General features: G+C 64.7%; 18 protein-coding genes. 6 read left to right on the top strand and 12 right to left on the bottom strand.

What is annotated here, in order from left to right:
- Window positions 1-42: 42 nt before the first annotated feature.
- The 3 genes from AC5RT4_RS16925 to AC5RT4_RS16935 form a co-directional block, all read right to left on the bottom strand.
- Window positions 43-1,341, bottom strand: coding sequence for a Y-family DNA polymerase (locus AC5RT4_RS16925; RefSeq protein WP_494106522.1), 1,299 nt, complete (start codon window positions 1,339-1,341; stop codon window positions 43-45).
- Window positions 1,342-1,350: 9 nt separating this feature from the next.
- A complete protein-coding gene (locus AC5RT4_RS16930) occupies window positions 1,351-1,782 on the bottom strand; it encodes a LexA family protein (protein ID WP_494040255.1) in 432 nt (143 codons plus the stop codon).
- Between the two features lie 73 nt (window positions 1,783-1,855).
- Window positions 1,856-2,560 carry an alpha/beta fold hydrolase gene (locus AC5RT4_RS16935; RefSeq protein WP_494106523.1) on the bottom strand — a complete coding sequence of 235 codons (705 nt, stop codon included), beginning with the start codon at window positions 2,558-2,560 and terminating at the stop codon, window positions 1,856-1,858.
- A gap of 160 nt (window positions 2,561-2,720) precedes the next feature.
- Here AC5RT4_RS16935 and AC5RT4_RS16940 point away from each other — a divergent pair, with 160 nt between their 5' ends.
- Entirely contained in the window at window positions 2,721-4,289 is a 1,569-nt protein-coding gene (locus tag AC5RT4_RS16940; RefSeq protein ID WP_494106524.1) for a sodium-dependent transporter, read from the top strand.
- Entirely contained in the window at window positions 4,286-4,423 is a 138-nt protein-coding gene (locus tag AC5RT4_RS16945; protein ID WP_494106525.1) for a methionine/alanine import family NSS transporter small subunit, read from the top strand. The genes AC5RT4_RS16940 and AC5RT4_RS16945 overlap by 4 nt, the downstream gene beginning before the upstream one ends.
- Window positions 4,424-4,457: 34 nt before the next feature.
- Here AC5RT4_RS16945 and rsgA read toward each other — a convergent pair whose 3' ends face one another.
- Both rsgA and AC5RT4_RS16955 read right to left on the bottom strand, forming a co-directional pair.
- Window positions 4,458-5,597 carry a ribosome small subunit-dependent GTPase A gene (gene rsgA, locus AC5RT4_RS16950; RefSeq protein ID WP_494106526.1) on the bottom strand — a complete coding sequence of 380 codons (1,140 nt, stop codon included), beginning with the start codon at window positions 5,595-5,597 and terminating at the stop codon, window positions 4,458-4,460.
- Between the two features lie 365 nt (window positions 5,598-5,962).
- Window positions 5,963-6,199 carry a zinc-ribbon domain-containing protein gene (locus tag AC5RT4_RS16955; protein WP_104045598.1) on the bottom strand — a complete coding sequence of 79 codons (237 nt, stop codon included), beginning with the start codon at window positions 6,197-6,199 and terminating at the stop codon, window positions 5,963-5,965.
- A gap of 143 nt (window positions 6,200-6,342) precedes the next feature.
- Here AC5RT4_RS16955 and AC5RT4_RS16960 point away from each other — a divergent pair, with 143 nt between their 5' ends.
- Window positions 6,343-7,494, top strand: coding sequence for a GGDEF domain-containing protein (locus AC5RT4_RS16960; protein WP_494040261.1), 1,152 nt, complete (start codon window positions 6,343-6,345; stop codon window positions 7,492-7,494).
- Window positions 7,495-7,517: 23 nt separating this feature from the next.
- Here the strand turns inward: AC5RT4_RS16960 and AC5RT4_RS16965 are convergent, their stop codons facing one another.
- The gene (locus tag AC5RT4_RS16965; RefSeq protein ID WP_494040262.1) at window positions 7,518-9,050 is read right to left on the bottom strand and encodes a SulP family inorganic anion transporter; all 1,533 of its coding nucleotides are present in this window, start codon (window positions 9,048-9,050) and stop codon (window positions 7,518-7,520) included.
- Between the two features lie 319 nt (window positions 9,051-9,369).
- On the opposite strand from AC5RT4_RS16965, the gene mptB reads away from it, so the two are divergent.
- A complete protein-coding gene (mptB, locus tag AC5RT4_RS16970; RefSeq protein ID WP_494106527.1) occupies window positions 9,370-10,992 on the top strand; it encodes a polyprenol phosphomannose-dependent alpha 1,6 mannosyltransferase MptB in 1,623 nt (540 codons plus the stop codon).
- Between the two features lie 13 nt (window positions 10,993-11,005).
- On the opposite strand, the gene AC5RT4_RS16975 is transcribed toward mptB, so the two are convergent.
- Complete coding sequence (locus AC5RT4_RS16975; protein WP_494106528.1) at window positions 11,006-12,229, bottom strand: glycosyltransferase 87 family protein; 1,224 nt, start codon at window positions 12,227-12,229, stop codon at window positions 11,006-11,008.
- Window positions 12,230-12,290: 61 nt separating this feature from the next.
- Entirely contained in the window at window positions 12,291-13,625 is a 1,335-nt protein-coding gene (locus AC5RT4_RS16980) for a glycosyltransferase 87 family protein (protein WP_494040265.1), read from the bottom strand.
- Between the two features lie 307 nt (window positions 13,626-13,932).
- Between AC5RT4_RS16980 and AC5RT4_RS16985 the strand changes: the two genes are divergently transcribed.
- A complete protein-coding gene (locus AC5RT4_RS16985; protein WP_494040266.1) occupies window positions 13,933-14,145 on the top strand; it encodes a hypothetical protein in 213 nt (70 codons plus the stop codon).
- Between the two features lie 52 nt (window positions 14,146-14,197).
- On the opposite strand, the gene AC5RT4_RS16990 is transcribed toward AC5RT4_RS16985, so the two are convergent.
- The 4 genes from AC5RT4_RS16990 to AC5RT4_RS17005 all read right to left on the bottom strand — a co-directional run bounded on the left by AC5RT4_RS16990 (window position 14,198) and on the right by AC5RT4_RS17005 (window position 15,921).
- Entirely contained in the window at window positions 14,198-14,455 is a 258-nt protein-coding gene (locus AC5RT4_RS16990; RefSeq protein WP_494040267.1) for a DUF3072 domain-containing protein, read from the bottom strand.
- 44 nt (window positions 14,456-14,499) lie between these two features.
- Window positions 14,500-14,736 (bottom strand): SDR family NAD(P)-dependent oxidoreductase, encoded by a 237-nt coding sequence (locus tag AC5RT4_RS16995; protein WP_494106529.1) that lies wholly within the window; start codon window positions 14,734-14,736, stop codon window positions 14,500-14,502.
- A gap of 14 nt (window positions 14,737-14,750) precedes the next feature.
- Window positions 14,751-15,155 carry a VOC family protein gene (locus tag AC5RT4_RS17000; RefSeq protein WP_494040269.1) on the bottom strand — a complete coding sequence of 135 codons (405 nt, stop codon included), beginning with the start codon at window positions 15,153-15,155 and terminating at the stop codon, window positions 14,751-14,753.
- 118 nt (window positions 15,156-15,273) lie between these two features.
- Entirely contained in the window at window positions 15,274-15,921 is a 648-nt protein-coding gene (locus tag AC5RT4_RS17005) for a class I SAM-dependent methyltransferase (RefSeq protein ID WP_494106530.1), read from the bottom strand.
- Window positions 15,922-16,039: 118 nt separating this feature from the next.
- On the opposite strand from AC5RT4_RS17005, the gene AC5RT4_RS17010 reads away from it, so the two are divergent.
- Window positions 16,040-16,525: a hypothetical protein gene (locus AC5RT4_RS17010; RefSeq protein WP_494106531.1), complete on the top strand. Its 486-nt coding sequence runs from the start codon at window positions 16,040-16,042 to the stop codon at window positions 16,523-16,525.
- Window positions 16,526-16,540: the final 15 nt, after the last annotated feature.

A 16,540-nucleotide genomic window follows, 5' to 3' on the forward strand; every position in this document is an offset into this window, starting at 1 on the left:
GCGCGCACCAGGCATCAGCATCAACCGAAGGCGTATGCGCCGCTAGGCAGCTTTAACGAGTGGGAGCTCGTCCCAGTGGGTGGTGTACCTGGGGGAGCGCATGCCCCTCTTCATGGCCCAGTCCGGTCCGCCGCGGATTCCGGCGTGGCCCAGCCCGATGGAGCCCCGGCCGTACCGGCGGGTGATGTCCTCCAGCAGCGGCCCGATGTGCCTTTCCTCGTGCGGGTTCTCGAAGGGTTCGAGCGGTTTTTGGTTGCCGCTTGGCCGCAGGTCCGTGACCATGATTCCGGCGCGCGCGTACTTGGTGCCGTCGATGACGGCGGGCAGCAGTGCGTGGGCAGCCTTCGTGAGGATGACGGGATCCGCCGTCGGCATGGGAAGCGGAACGCACACCGAGGGAAAGGACGTACCCTGTGGATTGAATTGGGACGTTCCGGCGAACGCGGTGAGTATCTTCGCTTGCAGACCATGTTTGGCAAGCCGGCCGCTGGCCATCTGGGCGTAGATGCTGAGCACCTGCCGCAGATCCTGGGCTTTGGTGATGGGGGTCGAGAACGAGCGGGAGAAAATCAGCTGGTCACGGCCCACCCGTGCTTCTTCCATGGGGATGCACGGTGTCCCCTGCAGTTCCAGCACTGTACGCATCATCACCACCGAGAAACGATCGCGGATCAGGACGGGATCGGCGCGCTTGAGGTCCAGGATGGAATGGATGCCCATGGTGTTCAGGCGCCTGGTGATCCGCGCCGCCACACCCCAGATCTCCACCACGGAGAGCCTCGCCATCAGTGCCTCCTGCTGCTCCGCGGGCACTGAATCCCAACGGCAGACGCCGCCGAACGCGGGGTTGTGCTTGGCCCACTGGTTAGCCAGCTTGGCCAGCGTTTTGGTGCGGGCGATGCCTACACAGACGGGGACACCGATATTCCGGGCAACGGCAGCCTTTACGGTCCGGCCAAGCTCCAGCAGGTATTCCGGGGTTCCTTTGACCCCCAGGAAGGCTTCGTCGATGCTGTAAACCTCCAGCCAGGCGGAGTACCGGCCCAGCAGTTCCATGACGCGTGCGCTGATGTCGCCATAGAGCTCGTAATTGCTGGACTTCGCAATCAGGCCCCATTCCTTCGCACGCGGGGCGAGCTTGAACCAGGGCTCGCCGGTCGCGATGCCGAGGGCCTTGGCTTCAGGGGAGCGGGTGACGGCGCAGCCGTCATTGTTGGAGAGTACGATCAGCGGTTTTCCCTCGAGGGAGGGATCAAAGGCGCGCTCGGCGCTGGCGTAAAAGCAGTTCACGTCCACGTGCGCAATCTCCGGCATCTGCCGCATGATGGCTGGCCTGGTCATTGATGCCCCTCAGACATGGTGCAGGCATCGGGTTGCGACGCCCCAGATGGTCAGCTCACTCAGCGCGGAAACCTTGATGTCCGGGTATTTAGGGTTCTCGGCCTGCAGCACCACGCCCGTTGCCGTGACGCGGAGCCGCTTGACCGTCAGTTCCCCGTCAAGGACGGCGATCACCACGCAGCCGTCTTTCGGCTCAAGGGCCCTGTTGACGATGAGTTCGTCGCCGTCGCTGATGCCGGCGCGCTCCATGGAGTCGCCGGTGACCCGGACCACGAAGGTGCTGGTGATGTCCTTGATCAAGTGCTCGTTCAGGTCTATTCGGCCGTCAAAGTAATCCTGGGCGGGCGAGGGATAGCCCGCCGCCACGGGCACCGGGGACACCCATGCCAGCTGCAAAGAAAGGCCCGCGTCTATCACGCGGGGACCGACAATAACGCCCACAACACACCCTTATTCGAATATACGTTCGATGCTTCGAGTGTACAGCGGCGGGGCGACAATAACGACGGCGTCGTTACCGGGTCCGCTCCACCGCCGCCAGGATGGCACGGCCCAGTTCCGCCGGTTTTGTGAACTGGGGCCAGTGTCCGGTGGGGAGGTCCACATACTCAACGTCCCGCATCCGGGCCAGTTCAGCAACGAAGGGGTGCCCCGCGTCGATCCATTCCTGCAGCATTGAGGAAGGAAACTCGCAGGCGATCACAGTGGCGGGAACGCCGTACCGGCGCTCGTCGCCCAGGTGCTGCTGGTCGCAGGCGACGCCTTTGGGCTGGGGGATGGCACGGGCACGGAAGGCGTCGCGCAGCCCGTCATCAAGGTCCACGAGGTCCGCCTCCTCGAAGCTGTCCCACGGCGGAAGTGGCACGTCGTCGCCGTCGGCAGGCAGTTCGTCGTTGATAACGCCCCCTTCGCCAAGCGGGCCGCTGTCCACGTAGATGGCGCGCGCCACCTTGTCCGGCCGCGCATCAAGGGCACCGTGGATGATGGCACCGCCGCCGGAATGCCCCACGAGGACAACCTTGCCCTCCAGGGCATCGATGGCGGACACCACGGCGTCGATATGGTCCTGCAACCCCACCCCGGCCCGGTTGGCTTCCACGGATTCGAGGCCGGGAAGGGTGAGCGAATGCGTCCGGTGGCCGGCAGCGTCCAGGATCGGCGTTACCTCCTCCCAGGATGAGGCGTCCAACCAGAAACCGGGTACCAGGATGATGTCCATGACGGAACCCTACTCCCCGGGCAGGACCAAGGTCCCGCCGCCGTTTCCCCCCTTCCGGGTGGGACTTGCGCAGGGGCTTCCCGGAGGGAGACATCCGCAGTAAAGTCCCCGCATAGCCCACTGAACCGGACATCCACCTCCACGTGAGAGAGAGCTTTCCATGAACCGGCCAGAAACCTCCGCCGAACCAGCGAAGCGCGAGACCTTTTCAACCCGGAGACTCTTTATCCTCTCTGCCATCGGATCAGCAGTGGGACTAGGCAACATTTGGCGGTTTCCGTATATTGCCTACGACAACGGCGGCGGCGCCTTCCTCATCCCGTACCTTGTGGCCTTGCTGACCGCAGGCATCCCGTTGCTGTTCCTCGACTATGCCGTGGGCCATAAGTTCCGCGGCTCAGCACCCCTTGCCTATCGCCGGCTCCACCGCGTTGCCGAGCCGCTGGGATGGTGGCAGGTTCTGGTGTGCTTTGTCATCGCGGCGTATTACGCGGTGATCATCGCGTGGTCCCTGATGTACACCTTCTTTTCCTTTACGGAGGCATGGGGCGACGACGCCGAGGGTTACTTTTTCGGAAGCTTCCTTCAGGTAGCCGACGCGCCGGGAGTCGGGTTCAGCTACGTGCCGTCCGTGTTCTTCCCGCTGCTGCTGATCTGGATGGCAGTCATCATCATCATGGTGGCCGGAATCCGTAAGGGCATCTCACGTGCGAACTCGATCCTGCTCCCGCTGTTGGTGGTGATGTTTGTACTGCTTGTGGTCCAATCACTGTTTCTCCCGGGCGCCGCACAAGGACTAAACGCATTCTTCACCCCGGACTGGTCTGCCCTGGCCGATCCGTCCGTCTGGGCTGCGGCGTACGGCCACATCTTCTTTTCACTTTCGGTGGGCTACGGCATCATGGTCACCTATTCCTCCTACCTGAAGCGCAGGACGGACCTTACGGGTTCGGGCATGGTGGTTGCCTTCGCAAATTCGGGATTCGAGATTCTGGCAGGCATCGGCGTGTTCGCCGCCCTGGGGTTCATGGCCCAGGCCGCCAGGGCGGGGGTCAACGACGTCGTGACCCAAGGCATCGGCCTGGCATTTGTCGCCTTTCCAACCATTGTTTCCCAGGCTCCTTTCGGCGCTGCCATGGGCGTGCTGTTCTTCGGATCTTTGGTGTTCGCGGGAGTTACGTCGCTCATTTCGGTGCTGGAGGTTATTGTCGCAGCGGTTCAGGACAAGCTCGGGTGGGGGCGGGTCAAAGCTTCAGTGGTTGTCAGCGGCCTCGTAGCTGCCGTTTCCCTGGCGCTTTTCCCCACCGCAACGGGCCTGTACCTCCTCGACACCTCCGATGCGTTCGTCAACAGCTTCGGCATCACACTCGGCGCGTTGGTGACCGTGGTGGTACTGGCATGGTTCCTGCGAAAGTTGCCGCTGCTGTCAGCCCACCTCAACGCTGTATCAACCATCAAGATGCGCCGGACGTGGATGGGACTGGTGGCCGGTGTGGTGCCGCTCGCGTTGATCTACATGGTGTCAAACGAATTCATCAGCAAGATATCGGCCACCTATGAGGGTTATCCCGAGTGGTTCGTGGGCTTGTTCGGCTGGGGCATGGCCGGTGGACTGGTGGTCTTGGCGCTGGTCCTGACCTTCATTCCCTGGAGCCGGAGTTCGAAAGCGCACCACGACCCGGAGTACCAATCCATGGTGGCCGAGGAGAAGGAGGAGACGTCACGATGACTCCCATCGCCATCACAATGATGATCATCGCCATCCTCTCGGTATGGGGCGGCCTGGCGCTGGCGCTGCTGAACCTGAAGCGGCACCCGGAAGACGAGGGCGCGCTGCCCGGGGAGCATGCCCCGGAGCTGTAACTGCCCGGCGGACGGCACCTTACCGGCCGGCTGTTCAGCGGCGTTTGCGTCCCGACCTGTCCTTCCGCTCGGCCGTCTCACGTTCCGCCCACCGCTGGGACTTGCCCGCCGTCACCACCTTTTGATGCCACTCCCGCTGATGGGCGCGCTGGGCGGCGGCGTCGCTGCGGCGGGCCAGGGCGGCCAGCTCGCGCTGCAGCTTCAGGTAGTTGTGCCAGCGGCGTTCATCCAGCCCGCCGTCGGCAAGGGCTTGCTGCACCGCGCAGCCGGGCTCGCTTTGGTGGGCGCAGTCCGCAAACCTGCACTGGCCCGCCAGTACTTCCACGTCGCCGAACATCTCGCCAATGCCGTCCTCGGCGTCGAACAATCCGAAGCCCCGCACCCCTGGAGTGTCCATCAGGACCCTTCCGTTCGGCAGCGGCACGAGTTCCCGCGCCGTGGTGGTGTGCTTCCCCTTGAAGTCGCCGGAGCGCACCTCACCGGTGTGTTGGACGTCGCGGCCCACCATGGCGTTGATGAGCGTGGATTTTCCGACGCCGGGGGGGCCAAGCAGGACGATGGTGCCGCCTGCCGGAATGTGCGCCAGCACCGCGTCGATGCCGTCACCGTTCCCGGCCGACGTGGTGACCACGTCCACGCCCGCCGCCTGCAAAATGACTTTGCCGACGACGTCGTCCGCCACCTGGGCGAGGTCCGCCTTGGTGATGATGACCAGGGGAGTGGCACCTGAGTCCCACGCCGCGACGAGGGTGCGCTCCAGGCGGTTGTGCGTGAGCGGCCGGTCCACCGGCACCACCACCCCCACCATGTCCATGTTCGCGGCCAGGACCTGCGCCGCCGAGGAGTCCTCGAAAGCCCGCTTGCGGCTGAGCTCCGAACGGCGTGGAAGGACCCCCAGGATCTGGCGTTCACCGGCGCGGTTGGGTCCGATCCAGACCCAGTCACCCGTGACTGCCGTTTCCCCCGTCAACGGATAGGGCAGGTGCAGCAGGTCCGTGCCGGCCGCCACGAGCAGCAGGTTGCGGTCCACGCGGACCACCCGGCCCGCTTCAGTTGCGTCCGGGAGGGGATGGTTTTGAAAGTGCCGGGCGACGGCGGGGGTGTAGCCGTAGAGGAGCGGGCCGTTGACTGGGGTGCAGGTGCTGTCCAGGGCGGTGCCTGAAGATATGTTCACTGTGGTACCTCGGGGAAAGCCCCTGCCCACTGCCGGTCCAGGCCTGGGTGTTGTGCGCTCCGCCGAGGTCAGGCGGGGCCGGTGCGGTACAGGGGAAGCGTTTGGATGATGGTCGCGGAGCGCAATGGGCGCACGGCTGTGACAGTCATCAAAAACACCTCCCTTCCCGCATGGCGCCGGTTCAGGTCCCGAGGTTTGCGGCCCCATGGCTTCCGGCTCTGTCCGGCACCTCCCGTTTCGGGGTGCGGATCCGGTCCTACTGTAATTGCAGGCGGCGGCTTCCACCAGAGCTTTGGGACATTCCGCTGGCACCGGGAACTCTGGAAACCAGTGCCCGGCCGCCTGCGGCCCGGCGTCCCGGTTGGTCAGCGCTGCAGCTCCAGCGCCCGCTTTTCCCGCGCGGAGATCTTCGAAACATAGCCGCAGTTTGTGCACGTGATCTGGTAGGACCGCGACGTGGTGAACACCGGAATAAAGAACAGCGTGAACTTGGTGGCACGCTCCTCAAGGTGGTGGTGCACGAACGAGCGGCAGTACTGGCAGGTGGCCGCCTTGCCGGGGAGGGCCTTAAGCACTGTCTTGAAACCAAAAAGAAGGAGCATGTGGTGTGCCTTTCGGGGTTGTCCTGCGGGCTGTCTGGCAACTGTAGGCCCTGCACATGCCGATGCCGTTACCCTGACAGGCACCCTGACCGGTGCAATACTGGGGATCGGCATGACTTCGGCATCGGGGGGACGACGGTTACATGGTTCTGGATACCGCGACTCTAAGAATCGCGTTTGGCCTGATGGCCTTGGTTCTGGTCCTCCTTTTCTACTTTTCCGCCTACCGGATCACACGCTCGCCGTACAGCGGATGGTGGTGCCTGGCGCTGATATTCTTCCTCGCCGGCTCCGCGTGCTTCCTGCTGGACCGTACCCCGCATCAGGTATGGGCAAACCCGCTGGGCAACGTGCTGCTCGTTCACGGCGGCGTTGCGGTCTGGGCAGGTGCACGTTCCTTGCGGACCATACCGCCGCCGAAGTGGGCCTTCACAGGCATACCGCTGGTCACCCTGGTCGCCTCGGCCCTGGACAGCCCGGCCACCAACACGTGGTCCGGCGGGCCGGTGTTCCTGGGAGCCATGACCCTGACCATCGGCTTGGCCTCCCACGAGCTCTGGCGGCTGGAGCCGGGTTATTCGCGCGTGCGGATTCCGATGGCCGTGGCTGCCGGCGGCATGTCGGTCTTCTACTTCCTGCGCTGGGTTGCCTTCCTGCTGGAGGGCCAGGACGGACCCACGTTCGTCACCGTTTTCGGGTCTGCCGTCACCACTATGGTGACAATGGTGCTCTTGGTAGTGGTCTCATTCAGCATGGCCGCGCTCAGCAGCGAACAGCAGACCAGGGCCCTCCGGGTGGTGGCTTCCCGGGACGACCTCACCGGTCTGCTCAACCGCAAGGCGTTCCTTGAACTGGCGGCGGAGCAGTTGGCGGACCGGGCCATCACCCGTGGCTCCGGCGCCCTGATCCTGGCCGACCTGGACCACTTCAAATCCGTGAATGATACCTACGGCCACGCAGCAGGGGACCGCGCCCTGCAGGCCTTCGCCGAGGCCTGCACCGGTACCGTCCGCTCCACCGATTTAGTAGGACGGTACGGCGGGGAGGAATTTGTCCTGCTTTTGCCCGGTACCAGTGTTGAGCGGGCAGAGATGATCGCTGAAGAAATCAGCAGGCGGCTGGCGGCAGCGCCGGCGGGGGAGGCAATGGAAATGCCGACAGTCAGTTACGGGATCTCCACGTACGACACCGGCACAACCGATGTGGACAGCCTCATCGCCGCGGCGGACGCTGCTTTGTACACAGCGAAGTCGTTGGGCCGGAACCGTGTGGCCCGCAGCGACCGGATGCTTTAGCACTGCCGGCCGGCTGCAGGGTTTCAGCTGCCGGCGGTGAGCTTTCCGGCCAGCCGTTCCCGCATCTGGACGCTGGCCGAGTTCAGGCCCAGCAGCTCCACCTCGCGGCCGTGCCGGCGGTACTTCTCCGTCACGGCGTCCAGCACGGCGATGGTGGAGGCGTCCCACAGGTGCGAGGCGTGCAGGTCCACCACCACGCGGCTGATCCCGGGCTCGGCGTCCAGGGCGTACTCGAACTGCATGTACAGATCGTTGGACGAGGCAAAAAACAGCTCGCCGTCCACGGTGTACGTGGCAACGTTTTTACCATTGACCTCGAGGACCGTCCTCTCAACGGTGACGAAGTGGGCCACCCGCCGGGCAAACATGGCCATCGCCGCCAGTACTCCGACGCCGACGCCGATGGCCAGGTTGTGCGTCGCCACCACTACGCCCACCGTGATCAGCATGACGGCGGTTTCAGACTTGGGCATCCGCCGCAGCGTCCGGGGGGCAATGGAGTGCCATTCGAAGGTGATGGCGGAGACGAAAATCATGACGGCGACGAGCGCTGCCATGGGGATGAGGCCAACCACGTCACCGAGCACCACCACGAGGAGCAGCAGGAAGACGCCGGCCAGGAAGGTGGAGACGCGGCTGCGCGCCCCGGATCCCTTGACGTTGATCATGGTCTGGCCGATCACCGCGCAGCCACCCATGCCGCCGAGAAAGCCGGTGACGATGTTGGCAACGCCCTGCCCCCATGATTCCCGGGTTTTATTGGAACGGGTGTCAGTGATGTCGTCCACCAGCTTGGCGGTCATCAGGGATTCGAGCAGGCCCACCAGCGCCATGGAGAGCGAAAACGGGGCCAGGACCTCAAAGGTCTCCCAGGTCAGGGGAACATTGGGAAGGAAGAAGTTCGGCAGGCTCTCCGGCAACTGGCCCTTGTCATTGACGGTGGGCACGTCCAGTCCTGCCAGGACGGCAACCACGGTGAGGACCACGATGGCAACCAGAGGCGAGGGCACCGCCGTCGTAATCCTCGGCAGTCCCACCACTATCACCAGACCGGCAACCACGAGGGGGTAGACCAGCCAGGGAACGCCGATCAGTTCCGGGAGCTGGGCCATAAAAACCAGGATGGCCAGGGCGTTGACGAAGCCCACCATGACGGACCGCGGGATGAACCGCATCAGGCGGGTGACACCGGCCAGGGCCAGGAGGATCTGGAAGACGCCGGCAAGGATGACGGCCGCAATCAGGTGGTCCAGCCCGTGGCTGCGCATCAGGGGAGCAATGACCAGCGCCACGGCCCCCGTGGCGGCGGAGATCATGGCGGGCCGGCCGCCCACGAAGGAGATGGTCACCGCCATGGTGAACGAGGCAAAGAGGCCAATCCGCGGATCCACGCCCGCTATGACGGAGAAGGCGATGGCCTCGGGAATGAGGGCCAGTGCCACCACCAGCCCGGCCAGGGCTTCCGTCTTCAGCCTGCGTGGGGAACGCAGGGTGGCCCGCACGGACTGCAGTTGCAGGGGTGACGGCGCCTTGTTTTCGGCGGTGGAAACAGCCATGGTCCGGCTCCAATCGGGCGTCGAAGGGGCGGCAGCAGGAAGGTTCGCGCCTTCGCAGGAAAGTGCGTAGTCAGGAAGAAGGGCGCTTCCTTGCGCCGGAGTAAAAGGCCGGCCGGGTGCGGGCGAACTGCCGCGGGCGGATTCTCCAACATTACCCGCAGCCCCACGTGAATCCACACCGGCGCCTGTTGCGAAACCGTGCCTTCCGGTGGTCCGTCATCCGGGAGTGGCAGGAAGGCCTGCTGGTAAAATAGCCGGGTTGCAGGGCGGCTTTTCGCTGGTGCAACCAGCGCCGTAACGAAGTAGGGGACCAACAATCATGACGGCAGGCGGTGCACACCTTGGAACGTCGGAAAGCCGGCTTGGCCGGCAGGTAGCCGCTGCCGCCGAACCCGCAAAACGCCGCGCCTATGTAGCAATCGTTGAGGGGTTCGTCGGTGCCCTCATGATGTTCGTCGGCTCCATCGGCACCGGCTGGATCGCCAACGGCTCGCCCATGATCCGCCAGCCAGTGGTCATCGCCCTCCGCACCGAAGGCTGGGGTGTTGCCATTTCCACGGTGCTGCTGACAGTGGGCGCCATGGTGCTGATGCGTTCGTGGCTGCGCTTGGGGCAGCGGCTGTCTGATTGGGGCAAATCCTCACTCCGGTCCGTTGTCATCGCGATCTCTGCCTGGTCCCTGCCGCTGCTTTTCTGCGTGCCAGTCTTTTCCCGCGACGTGTATGCGTACACCGGGCAGGGCCGTCTGGTCCAGGAGGGCCAGAACCCCTACGAGGTGGGCATCTCCACCCTCAGCAACTGGTTCTCCCTGGGCGCAGACCCTGCCTGGGCGGAAAACAGGACCCCGTACGGCCCATACTTTCTGTGGCTGGCGCGCGCCGTGGTGGGCGTGACGGGGGCCCAGCCCGACATCTCCGTGCTGCTCTTCCGCCTCCTGGCCGGGGCCGGGGTGCTGCTCTGCGTCATCTACGTGCCAAAACTGGCCGAGCTGCACGGCATCAACGGAGCACGGGCGCTTTGGGTCTCCGTGGCCAACCCCCTGTTCCTGATCAGCTTCATCGCCAGCGCCCACAATGACGCCCTCATGGTGGGGCTCGCCGTCGCCGGCGTCTATTTCGCCGCTACCCGCCGCTACGTCCTCGGGATCCTCCTGGTCACCGCGTCCATCGGCATCAAACCCATCACCGTGCTTCTGCTGCCGTTTATCGGTGTCATGTGGGCGGGCCCCTCGGCGTCCTGGCCGCGCAGGTTCCTGATCTGGGGTGCGACGGCGGGCATCAGTTTCGCCACGCTGGCCCTCAGCGGCATCCCGTACAACCTCGGCATCGGCTGGACCTGGGCCATCATGGACCCCACGCCCGGTTACACAGGCTATTCGCCGTCCGGCTTCCTGGGCCAGCAGGTGGAGATGCTTGCCAACGCGCTGGGACTCCCGGGCGGGACGCTCGCCACCTGGCTTCGGGCCGGCATGAAATATGCCGCCATCGGACTGGTCCTGCTGCTGATGTTCCGCGGCGATTACTCCCGCGCGGTGCGCCGGATGGCGCTGGCGTTCACCGCCGTCGTGATGCTCTCGCCCATCATCCAGCCCTGGTACATCCTGTGGTTCCTGCCGTTCCTGGCTGTCACCGGCATCCGGGACGACTGGCAGATCCGGTCACTGTACGTGGGCGTGACGTTCTTTGTGGTGTTCGGGGCGCAGGATCAGCTCTCGGTATGGTCCTTTGTGGAGCTGCCCATCGATGCGTCCTCCCTGGCGTTCGTGACCGCACTGGCGTTTACGTTCTACCTTTTATTCCTCGATGTGCATACACGGAAGCTGCTCTTTGAAGGCAAGCCTGTGGACCTGGCAAAGCGGGGTTGGAACTGGGTGCTCGCCCGGCGGAAAGCCCGCCGCCTTCGCGCGGAAGAACCCGGCCGCCAGCAGCTGGGCAGCCGCTGAGGCAGTTGTCGGACTAGGCGCCGGCCGGTACTGCAGCAGGGGCTTTCCGGCCCAGTTCTGCCGTCCGCTTCACGGACCACCAGAGCAGCACCACCAGGAGCACATTGCGGGTGGTGAGGATCGCCGCCATCACTGGATGGGCATGGATCAGCGGTGTGTAGAACAGCGGATAGATCACGAACGTGGTGATGGCGATCCCCATCAGCAGTGCTGCCGGGACCTTCCACCGGTTCCAGTCGTGCGTGAGGCCGGCGATGATCACCGGGGCCAGCCAGATGATGAACTGCGGCGAACCCACCTTGTTGAACACGATAAAGGCGGTGGTCATCATCAGGGCACCCTCGAGGAATAGTTCCTCCCTCTCCGCGCCGCGGTTCAATGCGCGGACCAGCAGGACCGCAGCGCCCACCGCGGCCAGGATCAGCAGCGGCTGCATCAGGAAAGCTGCGGTGCCGGCGCCGGGACCGTACACCTCCGTGGAGTTGATGGCGGTGTTGTCGGCCATCTTTGAGCCCGCGATGTTGAAGACGCTCAGCCACACCCACGGCGTGGAGAAGGTGGCCTCGAGCTGCATCCCGCGCTCGCCCTGGTTGGTGAGGAAATCCATGATGTGCTGCAGCCCGCCGGACAGCCACGTTCCCAACGCCACAGCCGCCGTTACGGCAACGCCGGACAGGACCACCTGGACGCGCTTCCCGCTGGCAATCACAATCGGCGCCAGCACGGCGGCCGGCCATACCTTGATCCAGGTTGCGACGCTGAGCAGGATCCCCGCCACCACCGGCCGCTGCGCCGCATACAGCAGCGCGATCAGCACGATGGGAGCGGTGATGCCTTCAACCCGGGCGAAACTGAGGTAGCCCATGAATACTGTGAAAAACAGCCACCACCAGGCAGGGGCGACGCCGCTGGCTTTCCGCGGACCCCGGGTGAGGAAGAGCAGGCCGACGGCGTTGAGGGCTGTGATGATCAGGAACCAGACCAGCAGGTACAGGCCCGGGCCGGCAATGTTCGCAAGGAATATGGGAATTTGGGCGAGCACGGGATAGACCCACGGACTGATTTTTCCCTCGAGGTCCTGGGGGTTGTAGCCGTCCATCGCCCACTGGCGGTACTGCTCGGTATCGCTGAAGGTATCGCCGTGCAGGAAGAAGGAGGCCATCCAGCCCAGGAAGTAGAGGTGCACGACGGCGAAGCCCCACCACACGCTGGAAGGGCGCGCGAACCAATCCACCACCTTCGCCGGTAGGACTTTGGTGCGGATGCTGACCAGCCGGTCGAAGAAGCTCGTGGAAATCTTAGGACTCCTTCAGCGCGGGAGCGGGTGCGGCCGTCTTCCTGCCCAGCAGGTAGAGCCGGCGGACACTCCACAGGAACAGGACCACCAGGAGGACGTTGCGGATGGTCAGCACCAGCGCCATCCAGGGATTGTTGTGGCTGAGGGCGTCGTAGAACAGCGGATAGACGAAGTACGTGGCCACTGCGATCACGATCAGCATGGCGGCCGGGACCCGCCACTCACGCCAGCTGTGGGCCAGTCCGACGGCGACGGCCGGGGCCAGCCACACCATGAACTGTGGTGAGCCCACCTTGTTGAACACCACAAACGCGGTTGCCAGGGTCAGGGCGCCTGCCAGGAGCAGCTCGGTGCGGTCCACGCCGCCGCTGATTTTTCCGTTGTGCAGTGCCCAGAACGTCAGGCCGGCCACGAGCAGGGCAGCCAGGATCAGGAGGGGCTGCATCAGCACGGACATCACGGCCGTGCCGGGGCCGTCCACCTGCATCGAGTTGATCTCCGTGTTCATGTACATCCGGGAATCGCCGATGTTCAGGACGGACAGCCAAAGCCAGGGGGTGGTGAAGGTGGCTTCGAGCTGCATGCCGCGGTCGCCCTGCTGGGTGAGGAAGTTCAGGAGTTTCGGGAGGCTGCCCACCGCAGCGGCCAGCGCAACCACGCCCGCCGACGTCACGATTCCGGCGAGTACCACCAGCATCCGGTTTTTCACCACCGCGAACAGGGCCAGCATGACGGCGGCGGGCCAGACCTTCACCCAGGTGCCGATGGCCAGGAGGACGGAGGCGATGAACGGCCGGCCCACTCCGTACGCAAGGGCTACGAGGACCAGCGGGGCGGTGAGGCCGTCCACCCGCGCGAACCCGAGCCAGCCCATCAGGAAGGTGAAGACCAGCCACCACCAGGCGGCGGGGATGGCGGCGCGGTTGCGGCCCCGTTCGGTGAGCTTCAGGAGGGCCCAGGCGTTAAGCAGGGTGGTCATCAGGACCCACAGGAAGAAGAAGGGCGCGGGACCGGCTAGGCCGGCAAGCGCGATGGGGACCAGCGCGAGGATTGGGTAGACCCAGGGACTGACGCGGCCCGCGAGGATGGCTTCGTCGAAGCCGGCCACGGCCCACTCACGGTAAATGAACGTGTCGCTGAACGCGTCACCGCGCATTGAGAGCGAGGCGGCGAAGATGAGGAAGACCAGGTGCACCACGATGAACCCGGCCAGCAGTCCACGCCCGCTGTTCAGGCGGGTCCGGGCGGCGGCGGGAAGAATGACGTTGCGGATCCGGGTGAGATTGCCGAAAATAGCGTCCGTGGAAATGGCGGGATCCTTGTCGGGTCGTGGCATACGAAGTGTCGTTGCGGTGTGGTGCGGGGTTATGCCGGGGCGGGCGTGCAAGCGCATTGCAGCGCCTGGAAACGGCTTTCGCCCGGGCTTAACTCTAAGTGTTGCGGATCAGGCCCCGTAATTATGGTCAGCTGCGGCGGCGGCCCTCCCCGCTGACCTGCGGCTACTTCCCAGTAGGTTTCTCAAGTTGCTGGCGGTTCAGTGTTGGGGGACCATGATCCAGGCACTAAGATGTCCGGCGGGCTTTCCAATCGGAAAATTAAGGCCGCCTACCCACCACCTGAACTGAAATTCTCGAGGCTTTACCATGACCGCTGCTAACTTTCCCTTGACGTTGACCGTCGCCGACCGCCACAGCATGGACAGCGCTATCGATGCCGCCGTCACCGCCGCAAAGGCCCATGCGCTCGCGGAAAAGCGCCACGGCATCCTGGTCACGCGGCACAGCATGGACAAGTTCACCGTGGATCTGAGTGAAACCGTGCCCTTCGGGCTGACACGCGAACACCAGGCCTGGTAAGCGCACCTACCCCTGTTTCGGTTCAGCGCCGCTCACTGCCCGTGGCGGCGCTTCAGCCTTCGGTGTTGCCGGAGTCGTTTCCTGAAACCCTGCCGCTGCGCTGCTGCAGCCGGTCGATGTGCTTTGAAGCCTCCGCCTTGCTGAGGTCCGCCGGGAGCTCTTCTCCTGCTTCCCGGGCAAGGGTGTCAAGGTAGCTGCGCTGCGCTGCCGTCATGGGCTCGTCGCCCGTTACCCAGTCTTCGGGATCCCGGTTGAGGCCGGCATCCGGCTCAGGAGTGGGGCTGCCAAGTGTTTCCTGGTTGTTGTCCATGCCAGAAAGTCTAGGTGCAGGGACTGACAGGATGAACCACCCGCTCAGATGCCGCCGATCCAGGCATTCCTGAAGCGCCGCCTGGTTGGGAGGGGTTTCCGCCGGCCGGCACCTTCGGGGGAGTCAGGCCAGGTGCTCGCCGGTAAGGGTAGATCCTGCAGGGCAGCCAGGCGGGAGGCGCTGCGCGCATGGACAATCACCTGGTGGCCGTCACTGAGCAGGGACTGCGCCACAGCCCGTCCCAGCCCGTCCGCTGAGCCCGTGATGAAGATCCGCGCCACTGCCGGCCCCGGAGCTACGCGGGCTGCCCATCCTGATGTGACTGCCTCACACTGGACGGCGTAGCACCCTGCAGAACCCAGCGGTTGCCATCCGGGTCCGCAAAGAAGGCAAACTCCACGCCTCCCAGATCCTGGACGTCACTGACCTCAGCGCCGCGGCGGAGGAGCTCAGCGCGCGCGACGCCCATATCCGGGACCACGAGCTGCAGGCCTTCCAGGCTTCCGGGCGCCATGGAGGTCATCCCCGTTCCGATGACGATTGAAGCGGCAGAGCCCGGCGGTGTCAGCTGCACGACCCTCATTCCCGGGATGTGCTCAACATCATGGTCAAGCACGAACCCGAGCCTCTCCGTGTAAAAAGACTTCGACCTGTCCACATCGGACACAGGTACCTGCACAACTTCAAGGCGCATCTCCATGCGCCCACAGTACCTTCATCTGGCCCGCCCGCAACGGCCGTGATCTGCTGCCGGAGAACGCCGCGGAACGGCCTGCACCGAAGTCATCCGCGCTGGCCTCGGCCGCCACCAGAAACTCTCACTGGTTTCCGTCAGAGCCGTGCTTCCGGGCAAGTATCCGAAAAATGATGCCGCCCGGGCCTTCCCGGTGCAATTCCGTAATGCCGAAGCCCGCGCCGGTCAGGTATGGCAAAGGATCGCGGGTGATGTGGTCTGCGCTGAGGCGGACGCACAGTGGTTCAAGTGCGCGCATGACAGCCCGCGCCGCCGGGTGCGTGGAGCGCCCGTGTTCAGCCAGGACGAATACCCCGCCGGGCCGGAGGACGCGGTAGGCCTCGCGGCTGGCCGCCGCCGGGTCCGGGATGGTGCAGAACGTGAACGTGGAGACTACCGTGTCGGCGCTTTGGGTCGGCAGGTCCAAAGCCTGTGCGTCGCCGTAACGCAACTCGACGCTTTCGATCCGTTGTTCGGCTGCCCGCCTGCGGGCGATGGCGAGCATCTCCTCGGAAAGTTCTATCCCGGTCACGTGTTCCACGTCCGGGCCGTACAGCGGCAGGTTGAGCCCCGAACCCACACCTATCTCCGTGACAGCCCCGCGTGCCATCGACACGGCCCAGTCGCGGGCGCCGACGGCGACATGGCGCTCAAAGAGGCCCATCCAGCGGTCATAGATGCCGGCGTTCTTATTGAACGCCTTTTTGATGTCTTCGTTGCTGGTTCCGCGCATGTCGACCTCCCGGAAAACCTGTTCGTTGATCGTAACCGTAGACAGACGGCGAAGTGCGGCCTATTGCTGAGGTGCTGCCCGCCGTAGGCTATGAGCACCATCACACCAAGGAGGCACCATGCGCACGGCAGGATCCACCACCGAAACCGAGCAGGTCCACCGTTTTTCCGAAAACCTCACGGCACATTTTGCCCGGGGTAAGGAATGGGCAACACCTGGCGTACAGGCCGCGCTGCAAAGAGCGGTGGCCGGGCTGGATACCGGAAAAGAAACCGCCTCCCCACGGCTACAGGCGGTCCTGCGCCGGCTTGCCGACGAGGTTGCCGGTGGTGTGGAAACACTTTCTCCACGGGTCCAGGAGCAATTGAAGCGTGTTGCACCGAGAGCCGCGGCAGGGACCCTGGATCGGGTGGAAGCCCCGCGCCCGGCCCCACGGAAATGGTGGTGGGCAGGCGCGCTGCTGGGCATCCTTGCAGCAGGAGTTGCGGTTCGGCGCTCGTTGCAGGCGGCCGTCGAAGAGCCGGCGCCGTCGGTATCGGCACCGGAACGTGCCGGCGCCGATCCCGCAGCCGACGCAGCAGACCTTGCCGCAGGCCGGATATAGGCGCACGCAAAAGGC

The organism is Arthrobacter sp. sptzw42 (assembly GCF_059089685.1).